At 70.0% G+C, this 17,924-nt stretch carries 13 protein-coding genes; 11 read left to right on the top strand and 2 right to left on the bottom strand.

Annotated elements, in window-relative coordinates; translation table 11 throughout:
- Window positions 1-89 precede the first annotated feature (89 nt).
- From ACTRO_RS07830 to ACTRO_RS50855, 7 genes are all read left to right on the top strand, one after another.
- Window positions 90-878: a nucleotidyl cyclase domain-containing protein gene (locus ACTRO_RS07830; protein ID WP_157435924.1), complete on the top strand. Its 789-nt coding sequence runs from the start codon at window positions 90-92 to the stop codon at window positions 876-878.
- Complete coding sequence (locus ACTRO_RS07825; RefSeq protein WP_034262393.1) at window positions 875-3,058, top strand: hypothetical protein; 2,184 nt, start codon at window positions 875-877, stop codon at window positions 3,056-3,058. The genes ACTRO_RS07830 and ACTRO_RS07825 overlap by 4 nt, the downstream gene beginning before the upstream one ends.
- An 18-nt stretch (window positions 3,059-3,076) precedes the next feature.
- Entirely contained in the window at window positions 3,077-4,159 is a 1,083-nt protein-coding gene (locus ACTRO_RS07820) for a hypothetical protein (RefSeq protein ID WP_157435922.1), read from the top strand.
- A gap of 167 nt (window positions 4,160-4,326) precedes the next feature.
- Entirely contained in the window at window positions 4,327-5,499 is a 1,173-nt protein-coding gene (locus ACTRO_RS43015; protein WP_169739853.1) for a protein phosphatase 2C domain-containing protein, read from the top strand.
- Window positions 5,496-6,740 (top strand): hypothetical protein, encoded by a 1,245-nt coding sequence (locus tag ACTRO_RS07810; RefSeq protein ID WP_034262388.1) that lies wholly within the window; start codon window positions 5,496-5,498, stop codon window positions 6,738-6,740. The genes ACTRO_RS43015 and ACTRO_RS07810 overlap by 4 nt, the downstream gene beginning before the upstream one ends.
- Before the next feature lie 26 nt (window positions 6,741-6,766).
- The gene (locus tag ACTRO_RS07805) at window positions 6,767-7,495 is read left to right on the top strand and encodes a vWA domain-containing protein (RefSeq protein WP_051450483.1); all 729 of its coding nucleotides are present in this window, start codon (window positions 6,767-6,769) and stop codon (window positions 7,493-7,495) included.
- Between the two features lie 528 nt (window positions 7,496-8,023).
- Entirely contained in the window at window positions 8,024-8,434 is a 411-nt protein-coding gene (locus tag ACTRO_RS50855; RefSeq protein WP_051450482.1) for a transposase, read from the top strand.
- Between the two features lie 27 nt (window positions 8,435-8,461).
- On the opposite strand, the gene ACTRO_RS07790 is transcribed toward ACTRO_RS50855, so the two are convergent.
- On the bottom strand, window positions 8,462-9,373 hold the full coding sequence (locus ACTRO_RS07790; RefSeq protein ID WP_034262383.1) for a helix-turn-helix domain-containing protein: 912 nt from the start codon (window positions 9,371-9,373) through the stop codon (window positions 8,462-8,464).
- 165 nt (window positions 9,374-9,538) lie between these two features.
- Between ACTRO_RS07790 and ACTRO_RS07785 the strand changes: the two genes are divergently transcribed.
- From ACTRO_RS07785 to ACTRO_RS07770, 4 genes are all read left to right on the top strand, one after another.
- Window positions 9,539-10,996 (top strand): MFS transporter, encoded by a 1,458-nt coding sequence (locus ACTRO_RS07785; protein ID WP_084316067.1) that lies wholly within the window; start codon window positions 9,539-9,541, stop codon window positions 10,994-10,996.
- A gap of 591 nt (window positions 10,997-11,587) precedes the next feature.
- On the top strand, window positions 11,588-11,788 hold the full coding sequence (locus ACTRO_RS07780) for a DUF397 domain-containing protein (RefSeq protein WP_034262378.1): 201 nt from the start codon (window positions 11,588-11,590) through the stop codon (window positions 11,786-11,788).
- A gap of 167 nt (window positions 11,789-11,955) precedes the next feature.
- Complete coding sequence (locus tag ACTRO_RS07775) at window positions 11,956-14,358, top strand: ATP-binding protein (protein WP_051450481.1); 2,403 nt, start codon at window positions 11,956-11,958, stop codon at window positions 14,356-14,358.
- A gap of 103 nt (window positions 14,359-14,461) precedes the next feature.
- Window positions 14,462-14,812 (top strand): hypothetical protein, encoded by a 351-nt coding sequence (locus ACTRO_RS07770; protein ID WP_157435920.1) that lies wholly within the window; start codon window positions 14,462-14,464, stop codon window positions 14,810-14,812.
- Here ACTRO_RS07770 and ACTRO_RS07765 read toward each other — a convergent pair.
- Window positions 14,799-17,924, bottom strand: coding sequence for an AfsR/SARP family transcriptional regulator (locus ACTRO_RS07765; protein ID WP_034262375.1), 3,126 nt, complete (start codon window positions 17,922-17,924; stop codon window positions 14,799-14,801). The genes ACTRO_RS07770 and ACTRO_RS07765 overlap by 14 nt on opposite strands.

The following is a 17,924-nucleotide window of genomic DNA, read 5'->3' as shown; positions in this document are numbered from 1 at the left end:
CCGCCACCGACCGGCTTCCCCTATTAAAATTGTTGATATAGCGTGATGTAAATATACGTGCTTGAAACCTCCGGAAAGGCGAGAGTTGCATGAACGCACCAGCGTTGTACTCGGCGATTGCCGTCGCCGACATCGAACGCTTCGGCTCGAGGAACGACGCGGCGCAACGCGCGCTGCGCCGGGACCTGCACGCCGCGCTTTCGGGCGCCTTCCGCGCGCTGCACGTCGATTGGTCCTGCGTGCACGTGAAGGAGACCGGGGACGGGGCGATCATGTTCGTTCCGCCGTCCGTCCCCAAGGCGGTCGTCACCCGCGCGATGACATGGCAGCTGCACCGAGCCCTGGTCATGCGCACACTGGCCGAGACTCCCGTCGAGGAGATGCGGCTGCGTGTCTCGTTGCACGGCGGCGAGGTCAACGACGACGAGTTCGGTGTATTCGGCAGCGACCTGAACATCGCGTGTCGCATGGTCGACGCCCAGCCGCTGCGCGAGGTGCTGACCGCCGCCGCGCGCTCGACGGTGGCGGTGATCGTCTCGGATACGTGGTACCGGGGGGTGATCCGGCAGGGTCACGACGGCGTCGATGCGGATTCGTACGCGCCGTTGCTGCTCGCCGTGAAGGAAATGCGGGAAACAGCCTGGGTTCACGTTCCCGGGTTGAGCTCGCCTCCCGGCCTGCCGCCCTACGTCGCCCCCGCTCAGCCGCAGGATCCCGCGATCGTCGCCACGCGCACGGCCCCCACGGGACCGGACGGTGCGACGGCGGGGCAGCCGACCTACAGCACCCAGATCTACGGCTCTCACTTCAACGACCTCGTCAACGGCCCGAAGACAGTGAACTCCAGCGAGCCCGGATCAGGAGGTGTAAGTCGATGAGCGAGGAAACGCCGAACGCGAAGGCGTCCGAGCCTCAGCCCGGTGCACCGGCCGAGCCGGACGGCGCACCGGGGCAGCCCACCACCGAGGCGGACGCGGCGAGCATGCGCAACGGGTTCGCCACCTCTGCGGCGAGCAACCCGAACCGCAGCTCGAGAAGCCTCAGCCAGCACCGGTCCGCTGAGCGCCAGCTCTTAGGCGGTTCGCTCCAGGACGCCGTCATGGGAGACAAGAACGTCACGAACGTCTTCTACGGTGCGGTGGACGGCAGCGTTCTTCTGGAGGTCCGGCTATCAGCCGAGCAGCTCGACGAGGCGAACGCCTTCGTGGCCCCACGGGACTACGCGAAGCTGGAGTCCTTCGCCGTCGGCCGGCCGCTCACGGTGATCAGCGGAAGCCCGGGGTCGGGCCGTACCGCCGCCGCGGTCCACCTGTTGTGCTCGGCGACCGGGCGGCAGGCGATCCACGTGCTGCATCCCGACACCGACTTCGCGACGCTGGCCGCCCAACCGCTGCCGAAGGCGTGCGGGATCGTTCTGCCCGACATCACCGCGCGAGCGGCGGGCCGCCTCGATGAGTTCGCGCTTCGGCGCCTGCTCGACATGCTGATCACCAACGGCCAGAAGATGGTCGTCGCGGCGGCCCCCACGGTCGTCTGGGGATGCCCGAGCGTGAACTCGTACCTCGCGCCGTTCGGTCCGCGGCCCGATCCCCAGGCGGTGGTGGCCGCCCAGTTCCGCTACCGGTTCTCGGCTTCGATGCAGACGAGCGCGCACGCGCTGCTCCAGCGGCAGGACGTGGCGGCGCTCATCAGGGCGCACTCCGGGCCCGAGCGGCCGCTCGCCGAGGCGGCACTGCTCGCGAGTCTGCTCAAGGACGCGTCGGCGGACCCGGAATCGATGGCGGCAAACGCAGAGCTCGGCCTTCGGGCGGGCCAGGCCGACGATCTCGAGCGCTGGTTCGAGGGCTTGGCCGGCACTCGAGGCCAGAATCAGTGCTATGCGATCGCATTGGCCGTGCTCAACGGTCTTCCGAACGAGAAGGTGACGAGCGCCGGTATCCGGCTCGAGCGACTGCTCGCTCCGGAGACCGCGGAGGCGCGCGATCAACAGCGTGGGCAGGACAGCCCCTTCAGCGGTCGGAACAGCTTGCGTCTCCAGCAGCTTCGGGCGATCCAGGTACCGGACGAGCGCACCACCGACCCGGAGGGGAAGCGCGACCTGATCGTCCGCTACATCAACCGCGATCTGCCGCGGCGCCTGCTCGCCCATGTATGGCAGCAGTATGACGCGGAGCGCGGCGCAGTGACGCGGTGGCTGCGCGAACTCGGTAGTAGCGGGCTCGAGGACGTCCGCATCAAGGCCGGAGTGACCGTGGGCGCCCTCGCCAAGGGCTCCTACGACCACATCAACGACACGGTGATCACTCCATGGGCCGAATCGGGCAACATCAACCAGCAGGATGCTGCCGCCGTCGCGCTGCAGACGCTGGGCACGGACACCCGCTTCGCCGCACCGATCAAAGCAACGCTCGATGAGTGGTCCCAGATCGACAGTAGAGAGTCGCTTCAAGTCACCGCGGCCCGCGCATACGGGGCCCCGTACGGCACAACCCGACTCGACGAGGCGATCAAAGCACTGACCCGGCTGGCCACGGTCGATCGGCTGCACGTGGCGATCGCGGTCGCACGCAGCCTGACCGAGTTGATCGCGGACGACTACGGCGAGGCGACCGCGCGAGTCTTCCGACTGCTCGGTGAGTGGGTCAGCGGGCGCAAGCGACTGCTGCGTACGACGGGCCGTATGGTCTTCCTCTTCGCGGCGGCCGACCTCGTCGCGCGGCGACGTCCCAACGCCGGGTCGGGCGAGGCGGGCGGCCGGACCTGGCCGGCATTCCTGCACATGGACCAGGACCCGCACTACTCGCCGATCATCCGCTACCTGTGGGCCGACTCTCTCAACTCATCTGATCTGTATCTGACTGCGCGTGAGGTGCTCACCGCCTGGGCGACCTCGGTCGACGCCGACGCGGTCGGCTGCCGGGCGCTGGCACGGCTGCTCACGGCCGTCGCAGCCACGCATCGAACCGCGCAGATCGTGGATCTGCTCGCCAAGGACTGGACCGGGCGGGATGGCGGCGGGAATGCTCCGCACGCGGCCGCGGCCCTGCAAGGCATCTGACGGAACCAAGGAGGAGACATGAGCATGTACCAGACGCCCGGCTCGCCGGCCGGGTATGACCCGAACCGCTTGTTCACCGGCCCCCATCCGCAGAGCGGGACGTCCCGGCCGCACGTCGTGCCGGGTACCGCCCACGTGTTCGTCACCGCCGACGGCGACTACACGGTCAGCGATCGGCGTATCAGCACTCGGCAGGCCTTCTCGGCCAAGCGCAGATACGACGTCGACCTGACCGACAGGGCGACCGAGTGGACCGGCTCCGACCTGCCCAGCATGGAGAACGGCTTCTACTTCGAGTACGCGGTCTCGCTGGCCTGGCGGGTCCATGACCCGGCCACCGTGGTGCGTCGCGGCATCGACGTGAAGGGCGCCGAGTCGGCGATCAGGCAGAAGCTGCTGATCCCGATGCACGAAATCGCGACGGCCTGTCGCCCCGAACAGTGGAGCTATGCGGAGTCGCAGCTCAACTCCCAGTTCGCGAAGGAGATGCGGCTTGACATCGGCATCAGCGTCTTCCGGTTCACCGCTCACCTGCACCTCGACCCGGCGATCGCGGCGCAGCTGGCCGAGCGCGCGCGAGTGCGGGGTCGGATCGAGATCGACGCGATGACCCGTGAGGAGGTGGAACGGGCGCTGCAACGAGGCGAGTTCGGCGTCCTGGTCGAGCATCTGACGAAGAACGACGACTCCACCCGCGAGGTGCTCAAGATGGTGCTCGACGCCCGTCGTGTCAGCGAGCAGGAGCGTCAGGAGCTGCGCACGGTGCTGCTCAAGGAGGGCGTGATCCAGGACGTCGACCTGGCCAGGTATCTCGACTACGTGCTGCCGCCCGCGGTCGGGCCCGCGCCCGGTCCGGGCGTCCTCGGACCGTCCGGGCTCGCCTTGACCGGCGGGAGCGCGATTCCCCCGCCGGTCACCGCCTCTCCGGGGCCGGGCGGCGCGGCTCCCCTGCCGCCTGCGCCGCCCGCGCCGCCGCCGCCGACCGGCGGGAACGTCACGGCGCCGCCGCCGGCCGACAACTCGAGCAGCCGGCCGCTCGGCGGGGTCATCGCCTGGGACGACGTGGAGCCCTCCACCGGAACGGGCCGGGGAGCGCAGTGACGATGCGACCGCACACGCGCGCGGAGAGCACGGCATCGCCGGGTATCGCGCGGCGCCCTGCCCCCTCCGCGCCGGGTGGCACGGCCCGGGCGGACGGCCACCGAAGCCTCGTCGGGGGGCCGGGCCGCCCTTGGGTCGTCTGGCTCACCGGACTGTTGTCCATCGCAGTGGCCGCCATCCTGGTCGAGCAGTTCGGCAGTCGTCGTGAACTTCCCGCAGCCCTGCTGATCGGAGTCCTCGTCTTGGTCATCAACCGGCTACTCAGCCTCGGTTACGACTGGCTGTCGGCGCGGGGCATCGGAACCCAGACCGAGGCGCGGCCTCCGAAACCCGTGGCGCTTGCGCCGACCAGCTCGGCGACGGTGTCTCGCGCGAGGGAGGAGTCCTCGAGCACGGCCTCGGAAAACTCCGCGCCGACCCGGCGCGTACCTCAGGATCCGCCCCAGGCACCGCCTCGCACGCCGGCGGACGCCGCCCTTCAACCCCTGGCGTTCGTACACCCCACCCAGCTCGGCACTGCCGACTGGCGGCTGCCGGCTGAGCCGTCCCGCTCCGGCGTGCATGCAGATCAGGCCACGATCGGCGACCTCATCGTCCGCGCGGCCGCCGTGCTCGGCCCCTCGCACCGGCACGACGAGGCAAAGGCCACTCCATGTCAGGACGCGTACCAGCTGGGCACCACCCGGGACCGCGGGCACCTGCTGGTCGCAGTCGCCGACGGGGTGTCCGCGAGCCGATACTCGGAAAAGGGCTCTGCGATCGCTACCCATTCGGCAGTACTAGCGCTTCGCCACGCCATCGGCGACGGGCAGGACATCGGCGTCAACGTCTTCGATAAGACGTTTCACGAAGCTGCCGGGGCCATTGTTCAGGAGGGCCGCCGCGTGCGCCGCCCGCCCACGGACTATCGCACCACGCTCATCACCGCCGTGGTTCCGAGTGCGCCGGATCCCTATGGTGTGCGGCGGGTACGGCTTGCCTGGCTCGGCGATTCGAGCGCCTGGGTGCTGGGCGCCGACGGGTGGAGCCGCGTGGCCGGCACGGAGAAGAGCGGCTTCGACCGGAACACCATCGAGAGCTGCCTGCCGGGTCGACCGGGCGAACTGCTCCAGACCGTCGTCGACTTGCGTCCCGGCCAGGCTCTCGCGCTGATGAGCGACGGGCTCGGGGATGCGCTCAGCGATGTGAGCAGCGCGCCGGAGGAACTGGCGCGGCGCTGGGCTCGGCCGCCCACGTTGCCCCGGTTCCTGCGCGATCTGCTCTTCGACGCGCCGGGCCAGTACGACGACCGCACTGCGGTGCTCGTCTGGACCCCGCCCGACGAGCGGGGGCGGCGATGACGACCAGCCGGACCGCCCCCTTCCCGCCCGTCGTCAGCCGGGCGCAGCTCGGGCCGCTGGGCGTCCCGATCGGCTCGCCGGGCCAGTGCAAGGCGGTGTATCCGCTGCTCGGCAAGCCCGGCTATCTGTTCAAGGAGTATCGCCCGACCCAGCTCAAGCCCGCGGACCCGCTCCGACTCGATCGGCTCGTCCGGCTGCCGGGGCAGATGACGACGGCCGACCGGGAGCTGCTGGAGCAGAGCGTGAGCTGGCCGGTGGCCCGAGTCGTCGAGGGAGCGACCACCGTCGGCGTGGTGATTCCCACGGCGCCCAGGCAGGTCTACGCGAAGATCGTGGACGCTTACGGCGAGGCCGCGGACGTGCCGCTGGTATTGACCCATCTCGCTTCGCAGGACGACCAGCTCGCGCGCAAGGGGCTGGCCGCACCGTCGCTGGCCCAGCGCCTGACGCTGTGCGGTGGGCTCATCGACGTGGGCGACCTCTTCGAACGCCACAGCCTGGTGTACGGCGACTGGGGCTACAAGAACATCTTCTGGTCCGCGGAACGGCTCTCGGTGTATTTCATCGACACCGACGCGTGTTCCTTCGGACCGCAGCCGTGGGTCGAGAGCTACGGTTTCGAGGATCTTCAGACCCGGCAGGGCCAGATGGTGGACACGTACACCGACCGGTTCCGCTGCGCCATCGCGGTCGCGGCCTGCCTGACTGGAGATCGGAATCAGCACAAGGCCATGGGTGCGCTCGGTGGTCTGATGCACGACGAGCGGGTGCAGCGGATCGCGCCGGTGCTGCGGTGCATCGTGGAAGCGCGAAGTCGGACGACGCGTCCGGCGATCGCCGAGGTGCGAGGAGCGTTGCGGGGCACGACGCAGGGCACGACGCTGTCGGCCGGCCCGCTGTCCTCGACCATCGTCGGCTGGGATCCCGTAGAGCCGCCGCCGCGCCGTAAACCGGCGCCGCCGAGGCGATCGCCGCCCGCGCGGTCATCCCCGCGGCCGCCGACCGAACCGACCGTGCCGATTCCGCCGGCACGGGTATACGGCGGCAGTGCCCCGAGCAGCGCTCCGACCAGAAGCAGCACGGGTTCGGCCCCCTCCCTGCAGGCGGCCGGCGGCGCGGGAGAGACCCGGCAACCGCTGCCGCCGCTGACGCGGGGCGAAAGCGCCATCGCCGCCGCGGTGGGACTCTTCCTCCTCGGCGTGCTCATCGGAATCATCCTCCTGATCATTCATTTCGTGTAGCAGAGTTCTAAGAAAGGACGCAGACGATGATCCACGACCGTGGCGAAGAGCCCGTCGTCATCGCGGGAGCGGCGAAGCCCAAGTGCCTGCCGACCTACCTGGTGCTCGACACCTCGGACTCGATGAAGCCTTACACCGACCTGCTCAACGACAGCCTCAAGTTCGTCCACCGGGCGGCCTACCACGACCCCGAGATCTCGCAGTACGCGCATATCTCGATCGTCGTGTTCAACAACGAGGCCAGCGTCGCCCTGCCCATGTCGGACATCAGCGAGGTCGACCGGCTGCCGCGAGTCGCGTGTGGCGGAATCACCGAATACGCGAAGGCCTTCGATCTGATCCGGGAGCGTATCGAGGTCGACGTGCCCAATCTGCTCGCGGCGGGCCTGCAGGTGCAGCGGCCGGTCGTGTTCTTCATGACGGACGGCCTCCCGACCGACGGGATGCGCCAGGGCGATAAGAACGGAGACGAGCGCATCTGGCGCGACGCGTTCGCCCGGCTTACGGACGAGTCCTGGGACCGCCATCCGCACGTCGTCGCCTTCGGCTTCGGCAAGGCCAGGTCCTCGGTGATCGCCGCCGTCGCCACCCTGCAGGCCTTCATCGCAGAGCAGGCGCAGGACCAGGCGGAATCGCTGCGCGAGCTGTTCAGCTTCCTGGTGAAGAGCCTGTCGGCGTCGGCGACTCGGGGAGTGCTCCAGGTGCCGGAGGTGATGGACGGGTTCCGTTCCGTAGAACTCGAATACATGCGGTGAGCCGCCACGCGGCCGTGCCAGGCCGCCGCCTGGCACGGAACCGCACGAGCACCGCGTGAGGGCCGACACACCCAGCGGCTCCGGGTCTCCCCGCCTCAGCCCACCCGCACCGACTTCGCGCCGGCGCCGGTGAGGCTGTTGAACAGCTGCGAGACCTGGAGCTTGCCGTCGAACGTGCGCAGGCGAAGGCGGAGAGGTTCGCATTCGCGGAGCCGGTGACGGTCGGCTCGATGCAGCCGGGACCATGCCGATGACGCGGGCTTTCGGGTCGGCGGGGTGAAAGGGCGCGAGGCCACAGGGCATGACGACGGTGACGCCGGGGGCGTGGGGGCCGGGGTCGACGCCCATGAGGAGGGCGTGGAGTTCGGCAACCTCGTGGACGACACCGCCCTGCTCCATGACGACGCAGTGCACGAGCGGAACACGTTGGCGCGGGAGACGAAGCGCCAGGCATGCTGGGGGCGCCGCCTCAGCCTTGATCACCGCGATGTTCGGACATGATCCGTCCCAGGTTTCCTGGAGTGATTGATGTGCCCTGATCATCGGCACCGCCCCCGGCCTTCTCGCGTTGCCGGGGGCCGGCACCGAAACCGCCGGCAACTGCTCATCGCCTCCGGAGGCGACCCCGAGCGGCTCGCTCTGGAGGCCGCCTTCGCCCACCTGTGCGCCGCCGCGCCGGTACCGGCCTCATCTGGACGCACCGACCGTCACCGCCTCAACCGCACCGGCGACCGCCAAGCCAACCGCACATTGCACGCGATCGTCGTGGTCCGCATGCGGCACAAGCATCGCACCCGCGATCACGTCGTACGGCGAACCGTCAAAGGCTTCAAGACGACGGAAGTCACCAGGTGCCTCAAGTGCTTCGCAGTCCGCGAGACGTACCGCCACCTGACCAGCGCCTCCGGACGTTCATCGACGGCCTCACCCGCCACGTGACGCTTCATAGGAGCTTCAGCGTCAAGCTCAGGCGCGATCGAGCTCTGCGGCCGGCGTCGCCGGCTCCTGAGCGTCGGCCGAAAGCCCGCCGAGCGAGCCCGCGCCTTTCATGTCCAGAAGCACCATCGTGTCGTACTCGGCGGTTCCCGGTTCCGCGCCGTAGACCACCAGCCGCTGGCCGTCGGTGCGGTTGATCTCCATCACCTCATGCGCCAGCGTGAACGTACCGACTTCGGGGTGGACGAAGGTCTTCTGACCGTTGCCGACCCGCCGCACGTCGTAGCGCTCCCAGATCCGGCTGAAATCCGGGCTCTTGACCACCAGCTCGCCGACTACCGCGAGCAGGTCCGGCGCGTCCGGATCCGTCCCGGCCACCGCGCGCAGGTGCGCGACGCACGCCCGGGCCTTGACCTCCCAGTCCGGCCAGAGCGTGCGCGCCGCCGGGTGCAGAAACGTGTAGCGGATCGTGTTGCGCTGCCGCGCGGGCCAGTCCGCCATGCCCGGCAGCAGCGCGAGGCCGCCCGGGTTGGCCGCGAGTATGTCGTTGGTGCGCGAGACCACGTACGCCGGATTCGGCCGCAAGGACTCGAGCACCAGCTTGACCGTCGGCCGCACCGCACGCGACACGCTCTGCCGCGGAGCGGAACCGCCCCGCGCCGCCTGCGCCGCGAGCTCGCGCAGGTAGGCCTCCTCCTCGTGGTCCAGCCGCAGTGCCCGGGCCAGCGCATCGACGACGGACGAGCTCGGCCGCGTCTCCTTGCCCCGCTCCAATCGGATGTAGTAGTCGATGCTCACCCCGGCGAGTGCCGCCAGCTCCTCGCGCCGCAGCCCCGGCGTACGCCGGTGCCCGGCCCCGGTCGGCAGGCCGAGGTCGGCCGGGCTGACCGCCGCGCGGCGAGCTCGAAGGAATCTGCCGAGTTCCGGTTGCTGCTCCGTCATGATCTCGAGTGTGCCAAGCCGACCCCGCCGAATGGAAGCGGACAGAGGGGCCCTGGCACACCCCCGCTCTCACACCCCTGAACATCGCGGTCTGCCACGTCCGGGCCGATCCCAGCAGAGTGGAGGTCAGCGGCGAGATCCCGCCGCGTGGAGAGGGGAACCACGATGTCCACCACGGCGCTCATCGGCCACCACACCGAACCGGCCTCGGCTCGCACCAACCCTTACGCCGTCCTCGAGGTCGCGCCCGCCGCATCGATCACGCGGCCCACACCGTCGGCCATCGCGCCGCCCGCGCCGCGGCTGACGCTCTTCGCCGCGCTGCTCGGCTTCGTCATGATCGCCCTCGACGCCTCCGCAGTGAACGTGGCGTTGCCCGCGGTCGGCCGCGGCCTCGGCGGCTCCACCTCCGGGCTGCAGTGGATCGTGGATGCTTACACGCTGATGTTCGCGGCGCTGCTGCTCTCGGCCGGCGCGTTCTCCGACCGGCTCGGTGCCAACCGGCTCTACGCGGGCGGGGCGGCCGCGTTCACGCTCGCCTCGGTGGCTTGCGGGCTCGCGCCCTCGCTCTCCTTCCTGATCGGTGCACGCCTGGTTCAGGGCGCGGCGGCCGCGCTGATGCTGCCGGCCTCGCTCGCGCTGGTGCGGCAGTCCTTCCCGGAAGCGCGTGCGCGGGCCAAGGCCATCGCTCAGTGGACCATGTCCGGCGCTGCCGCCACTGCGGCCGGGCCGGTCCTCGGCGGGCTGCTCACCAGCAGCGTAGGCTGGCGCTCGATCTTTTTTCTGAACCTGCCGATCGGCCTGGTCGTGTTGTTCGCCGTGGCCCGGGTGCCCGCCTCGCCCCGCCATTCCGCCGCGCTCGACGTGCCGGGTCAGATCACTGCGGTACTCGGGCTCGGCGCGTTGACCTATGGCGTGATCGAGGGCGGCGCGTTCGGGTTCGGCCGACCGCTCGCCGTCGTCAGCCTTCTGATCGCCGTGCTCAGCTTTGCCGCGTTCGCCGTGGTCGAGCTGCGCTCCGACGACCCGATGGTGCCGCCGGCGCTACTGCGGGACCGAGTCGTCGCGGTCTGCCTGTCCATCGGCTTCGTCGTCAACGCCGCTTATTACGGCCTGATTTTCGTGTTCGGGCTCTTCGCCCAGAACGTCCTGGGCGACTCGCCGGTGCGCGCCGGGCTGATCTTCCTGCCGACCGCGGTCCTGTGCACCCTGACGAACCTGGCCTCGGCGAAGGCCGCGAACCGCTTCGGTCCCCGGTTCCCGGTCCTGATCGGCCAGGTGGTCTGCGCCTTCGGGTTGGTGCTGCTGTTCGTAGTGGGTCGCGGCACCGGCGGGCTCGCCCTCGCCGCGCTGCTGCTGCCGCTGGCGGGCGGGCTCGGCTTCGCTGTCCCCTCGCTCACCGCGATGATGCTCGGCGGGATCGCGCCGGAGCGGGCCGGGCTGGCCGGGGGCGTGCTCAACTCGGTCCGGCAGACCGGCGGCGCCCTGGCCGTGGCCGGATTCGGCGCGCTCGTCGCCGGCCGCGGCGGCTTCGTGGCCGGACTGCATCTGAGCCTGCTGATCGCGGTGGTCCTGCTGGCGCTGACGGTCGTGGCCACCCTGGCCCTGCCGAAGGCACGGTAGGCCGGCGGCCTGCGGTGATTGGCCCATGCGTCAACGGTTCTCCGCTTGACTCAAGCCCCTATAGACCGTCAAGTGGCCGGTGACCGCGGCCATCGCCGCACACGCGGCCGTGCCCGGCGCCCCAACCAGGGCACGAGACCCGCGCGGCCTTGATCCGGGGCTGGCTGGAGCACCCGCGACGCCAGCGCGTCGAGGTCGAGGTCGAGGTCGAGGACCAGGGCTGGTCTGTCGGACGCCAGGATCCGGCCCGCCCGAATCCAGTACTGGGCCTGCAACGGCACTGGCGCCCAGCATTGGACGCTCTCACGGCGTCTGTAGCCCAGGTCATGCAGCTGAGGGGAACGTCCTCAGCCGCATGATCGCGCTGAGGCGGGCGCCGCGCCGGCCCGTGAACTCAACATGCAAGCGCGGCGTCAACTGCGGTGTAAGCCCACTGCAAGAAGTCGTGGAATCCCTACATCAGTGAGATCGGCACAAGCAGCCGCGACGCTCATGTCGTTCGGCTGAGAGCCCTGTGCCGTCCGACGATGACCGGCACTCGATCGACCGGAAGGTCGTGGAGTGCCATCACTGAGTGGAGGGAGAAGGGGGATGAGCCCGTCAATCGGGGGATGGTTCAAGAGCAGCTACAGCAATCCGAACCCCAACTGCGTCGAGGTGCGCTTCCTCGACGGCATGGCGCAGGTTCGCCAGAGCCGGCAGATCGACGGTCCGGTGCTGGTGTTCGACCGTGGGGAGTGGGAGGCGTTCCTGTTAGGGGCTTTCAACGGGGAGTTCGAGTTTCCCGTCTAAGTTGCGATGACGCAACGCGCATGACGTGTTGAGCCTGCGGCCCGCCTCCGGAATACGACGGCGGGCCGCGCGTGGCCGCGGCGTCTCCGAGCCCCTGGCGCGCCCCGAATTAGTGGTTAGAGTACTGATAAAGGGGCCGAATTCGCGGGTGGGAAGAGGGGGCTGCCGTGACGGACGAGAACCATGTAACAGCTCGGCCGAATCCGGCAGCGGTCTCCTCGTCGCTGTCGGGTACGGCGCACGACGTGGTGCAGGCGCGGGATGTGCACGGCGGCATCCACTTCCACCACGCCGGCTCGCCGCCCCAGGTTCCGCGGCAACTGCCGGGCGAGGCCCGTGGGTTCATCGGACGCGAAGAAGAACTGCAGCGCCTCCACGCCCTCGCGGCTCAGGACAGCGATACGGGGACAGTGGTCGTCATCGCCGGGACGGCAGGAGCGGGCAAGACCGCGTTGGCACTGCGTCTGGCCCACCGGTTGCGCGATCGCTATCCCGATGGGCAGCTGTTCGTGAACCTTCACGGCTATGACACGGGCCCTCCGCTCGCGCCGCAGCGAGCGCTCGGCCGGTTTCTGCGCGCGCTGGGCGTGGCGTCGCAGGCGCTGCCGATGGAGTTGGAGGAGCGGGCCGAGCTGTACCGATCTCTGCTGGCGGGTCGCAGGATCCTGGTCGTGCTGGATAACGCCGCCACCGTCGGCCAGATCCGCGCGCTGCTGCCGGGCGAGCCCGACTGCCTGGTGCTGGTGACCAGCAGAAGTCGGCTGTCCGGCTTGGCAGCCCGCGACGGTGCCCAGCGTTTGACGCTGGGTCTGCTGAGCGAGCCGCAAGCCTTGGCGCTGGTCGAGGCGAACACGGCCGCGTACCGGCAGGGGGACGATCAGGGCCAGGTGGCCGAACTGGCGCGGCTGTGCGCGTATCTGCCGCTGGCCCTGCGCATCGCCGCCGAGCGTGCGGCCGCGCGCCCTTGGATGCCGCTGCACACGCTGATCGAAGACCTGCGCGACGAGTCGGCGCTCTGGGATGCGCTCTCGACCGAGGACGGCGAGGAGGCCGACGCGGTACGGGCCGTGTTCGCCTGGTCCTACCGAGTGCTGCCTCCGGCCGCCGCGCGGGTCTTCCGGCGACTTGGCCTTCACCCCGGCCCGCACTTCGCCGTTCCGGCGGCTGCCGCGGTCGCCGACCAGCAGCCCGACGGCGTCTCGGGTCTGCTGGACCTGCTGGTCGGGGCGCACCTGCTCGAGCAGACCGGGCAGCAGCGCTATCAGTTCCATGATCTGCTCCGTGCCTACGCCGCCGACCAGGCGCGACGGGAGGAGAGCACGGACGAGCGTCGCGCGGCACTCGCTCGACTCGCCGCCTGGTACCTGCACAGCGTCGTCGCCGCAGTGGGCGTGGCCGACACCTTCAACCCACCGGAGCTCGGCCCCCTGCCGGAGAGCGTCATCGCGCCGATGAGGTTCGCCGACTACGCCGCGGCGCTCGGTTGGCATCGTGCCGAGCAGGCCAACCTTCTGGCCGTGGTGCGTGCCGCCGCCGAGGCCGGCCTCGACCAGCTTGCCTGGCAGCTGCCGGCGGCACTGCACGGCCTGCACGTGGCGCGCAATCCGCTCGATGACTGGACGCAGCTGGCCACGCTGGGCCTGGAGGCCGCCCGGCGGCTGGGTGACCGGCGAGCCCAAGCGGTTCTGCACGAGAGTCTCGGTATCGCGTGGACGGCGGCTGGTCGGCTCGAGCAGGCCGCCTCCCAGCATCGGGCGGCCTTCGCGCTGCGCGACGAGCTGGCAGATCGGCCCGGTATGGCCGCGTCAGGCCACCATCTCGGCTTGGTGCAACTGAAGAGCCGCCAGCTCGACGAGGCTCTCGTCAGTTTCGAACAGACCCTCGATTTCGCCCGACGGCCCGGCAACGATGCGTGGCGGGCGCCTGCGCTGTGCTGCCTCGCCTATGTGCACGTGGAAGCCGGCGACCTGGAACCGGCGGTGGACCTGGTCGAACAGTCGCTCGCCGCGCTCGAACACCAATCCGCGCCCGCGTACCTTCAGGTCGATCCGCTGCTCCTGCTCGCGCGCGTCGATCGGGAATCGTCCCGCTACGACAGGGCCGCCGGCCATCTCGACCGGGCGGCCGCGATCGTCGACCAACTCGATCACACGGCTCTCGGTCACGCCGTGCTGCTCGAGCGCGCCGAACTCGCGCGCGCGAACGGCCGGCACGAGCAGGCACTCGAACTCTACTGGCAGTATCAGAACGCGGAGCGCTCCGCTGGCGATCCGGCACACCAGGCGGTCGCCTACGATGGCACAGGCCTGAGTCTGCGTGCGCTGGGCCGGCTGCCGGAAGCGATCGAATTCCATCTGGCCGCCGCGGTCCTCAACCGGCACCCGCCTTCGCCTTGGCAGCTTGCTGCGACGCTGTCGCACCTGGCCGAGGCCTTCGAGCAGACCGCTGACGACGGCCGTGCCGACGCCGCGCGAGCCGAGGCGTACAGCCTGCTCGAGCCCTTCACCGACGCGCGTACCGCCGCGATGCGCGAACACTTGCGTTCGCTCGAACAGCGCACTGCTACGTGATGCCGCGTTTCAGCGTGTTCCCGCGTGTCGATCGGCGCGCGGGTGGGACATTCAAGACGAGGCCGGGCAGTCGATTCGCGCTCCCGGCCGGGAGGGAACGACGGTGGATCCGGCACTGGCGACCTTGGTCCTCGGAAGCGTGAACACAGCGGCCAACGCGGCATCGCAGGAGGCGGGAAAGCGAGTATGGCAAGGTCTTGTCGCCCTAGTGCGCAGGGCGCGCCGTCACCCGACCGCCGTCGTCGAGGGCGAGCGACCCGAGGACCTGGCCGCGACGCTTATCGAGAAGGCGGACGAGGATCCGCGGTTCGCGGCCGATCTCCGCTTCTGGATCGAGCAGGTCGCCGGTCTCGACGTCAACGGGGACATGACGAATTCGATCGGAGGCGATGCCCGGGTGACCGGCAACATCGTCCAGGCCCGGGATGTCTCCGGGTCGATCACGTTCGGCTGAGGGGGTAACCCAGCGCCCGGTAGAGCTCTTCGGCTCGACGCAGATGGCGGTGAGCGGCGTCCGTGTCGCCGAGCGCCGCCATGACCTCGTGCAGGGCCCGGTGCGCGTGCGCCTCCTCCAGCGGTGCGCCGACCGTGCCGGCGAGGTCGATAGCTGCCCGGAGGTGCTCCGCGGCCTCGACCTGGCGCCCTTCCCGCACCAGAACCCCGGCAAGGGTGGTCTCGAGACAGGCGCTCCGTGACGGGTCGTCGAGCTCCGCGAGTAGCTGCTCGGCTCGTCTGAGCCGGGCCCGAGCGCCCTCGGGGTCGTCTTCGGCCAGGGCGGCGGCGAGAGCCGTGAGGGCGTCCACCTGGTCGACTCGGTCGCCCAGCGACTCGTAGAGCTCGAACGCTGTCTGCAGAGATCGGCGGGCGGCCTGTTTTCGACCGGCACGGTGATCGAGGATTCCGGTGTTCAGCGCGAGTACGGCCAGGTACTGGGGATCCGCGCGGTCCGGGGCGAGATCTCTGGCCTGGCGGAAGCAGGGGTCTGCGAGTTCGTCTCGACCGGTCCGCCGGTACGTCTCGCCCAAGTTGACCAGGATGATGCACTTGAGGGCCTGGTCGTCGAGTTCGGCGACGAGCCCGAGAGCGCTGCGGGCCATGGTGACGGCGTCCAGATGCCGATGCTGCTGGTAGAGGATGATGGCACGGTGGTATTGGGTGATGGCGCGGCCGTGCGGCAGCCGAAGTCGCCGGTAGAGGGCCTCGCTGGACTCGTAGGCGTCGATGGCCTGCTGGAGCCGCCCGGAGTACCAGTGGATGCGGCCGAGCTCGAGCAGCGAGTCCGCCTGCCCGCGTAGGTCGTCGAGGTCGCGCCACGCGGCGAGCGCGGTGGTGGCGCGTGCGCCGGCATCGTCGAGCGCTCCGACTCGGATCTGGGCGGCGGCGAGATGGACGAGCACCTGGGCGTGGTTCGCCTCGGTCTGTTTGCCGCCCGCGGAGTCGAGCGCGAGCTCCGCCCGGGTCAAGACGTCGACGGCTTGCGGCCACAGCCCTCGGCGCTCGAGGTGGGCGGTGAGCAAGGCCGCGAGAATGCCGGCGTGGCGGTGGGAGGCTCCGGTTGGGGCGTCGGTGTAGGCGGCGAGGGCGAGCAGGTTCGCGGACTCGGTTTCGAGCCACGCGTGGGCGCCGGCGGCTACGTCGAGATCGAGCTCGGCGGTGAGCGGGCAGCTCGTGATGCCGTCCGGCAGCCGCCGGTGCGGGCGCAGCGTGCGCTCGGCCTGGGCGGTTGCCGCGACGTAGTAGTCGATCATGTGCTCGATCGCCGACGTGATCCCGGCGTCCTGCTCGTCCGGCGGTTCGTGGGCGGCGAAGTTGCGCAGCAGATCGTGCAGCCGATACCGGTGCCGGCTGACCTCGTCGATGAGGCGCTGCTCCACCAGCGCCTCGAGCAGGAGGTCGGCGGTCGCGGTATCGGTGCCGAGCAGGGCGGCAGCGGCTCGGACGCCGAGATCGGGGGCCGGCTGGTGCGCGGCGAGCCGCAGGAGCCTGCGGTGTGGGGGAGAGAGGGTCTGGTAGGACAGGTCGAAGGTACGGTGCACCGGCGCGGAGAGGAAGTCCGAGGCTGCGGGGCCGGGGTGTTCCAGCCGCTCGACGAGGTCGGACAGCGCCCATGTCGGGTGCGCGCGTAAATGTGCCGCGGCCAGGGTGACGGCCAGCGGCAGCCCACCGCACCGAGCGGCGAACCGCCGTAGTTCGCGGCTCTTGCCGGGGAACTGGCGGTGGGTGATCCGGGCGAGAAGCCGGGTCGAGGCGAGGTCGTTCAGTGTGCTGAGAGTGAGATGGCGCGCGCCGGGAAGATGAGCAAGGCGCTGACGGGAGGTCACGATGGTCACCGACCCTGCGGCCACCGGAAGCAGCGGGGCTATCTGCCCAGCGTCGTGGACGTCGTCGAACACGAGGAGCAGGCGCAGCCCGTCGGTGCGGCGGCGCCAGAGGGCGGCCAGTTCGTCCGGGGACGCGGCCGGCCCGAGCTCCTCGGATCCAGTGCCGAGCGCTTCGAGCAGAATCAGCAACGCGGTTCGCGCGTCGAGCGGAGCCTGACGCGGGTCGTGCGTTCGGAAACTGATCTGGAGCGCACCGTCGGGGCAGTTCGAGGCGAGGCGGTGTGCGACATGCAGCGCGAGCGCCGTCTTCCCGATACCCGGCATTCCGTCGATCGCGAACAACGCGATCCCACCGGGCACCGCCAGGTCCTCGGCGGCCGCCGACATGACCTCGTGCACTTTCTCGTCTCGGCCTATCAGGTGCGGCGGATCGCGGTCCAGAGTGCGCGGCGCGAGTGGCCCGCTGCGGGCGTGCGCCACCAGCGCTGTTGCGGTCGTCGGCTCGCCGCGCAGGATGGCTTCGTGGACTGACGTGAGCTCCCGGCGCGGGTCAACCCCCAGTTCGTCACGCATACGCAGCCGGGCGGTGCGGAAGACCTCCAGGGCCTCGTCCTGTCGGCCGACATCGGCCAGCGAGGTCATCAGCATGGCGATGGCCTGTTGATCGATCCGCCCGGCCCGGGTGAACTCGGTCAGTTCGCCGAGGGCGTCGTCGCGCCGCGCCTCATCCTTGAGATCCAAACCGATGCGCGCCAGAAGGCCGTTGCGATGGCGCTCGAGCAACGTGCTGCGCGCAGCCTGTGCCCACCGGCCGGGCAGGCCCTCGAGCGGCTCGCCCCGCCAGAGTGCTTCGGCCTCGAGCAGTAGGGCGCGAGCGCGAGTCAGGTCGTGTCCGGTGGTGGCGTCCCGGGCGCGGGCGATGAGCCGGCCGAGCAGGTGCGCGTCGACGAGCCGCGGGTCGGCGTTCATCCGGTAGCCGCCGTTCGGCGTGCTGGCTATCGCCCCTGTTTCGTCGCCGGCCGCGCGTAGCCGATGGCGCAGCCGACTTATGTAGACTTGCAGCGTCTCCCGTGCCTGAGTGGGTATCTCCTCGTCCCATAACCGCTCTGCCAGCATCTGCACGGAGACCGCACGGCCCGATTCGAGCAGCAGTATCGACAATATGGTCTGGGCCTTTATCTGCCCGACGGAGTGGCTGCGTTGCTGCGCCCACACGTCGACCGGCCCGAGCAGTCGGAAGATCAA

Origin of the sequence: Actinospica robiniae DSM 44927, from assembly GCF_000504285.1 — a bacterium.
GTDB lineage: Bacteria > Actinomycetota > Actinomycetes > Streptomycetales > Catenulisporaceae > Actinospica > Actinospica robiniae.
Note: the sequence above shows the minus strand (reverse complement) of the source record. Positions and strands in the feature narration are given on the sequence as shown.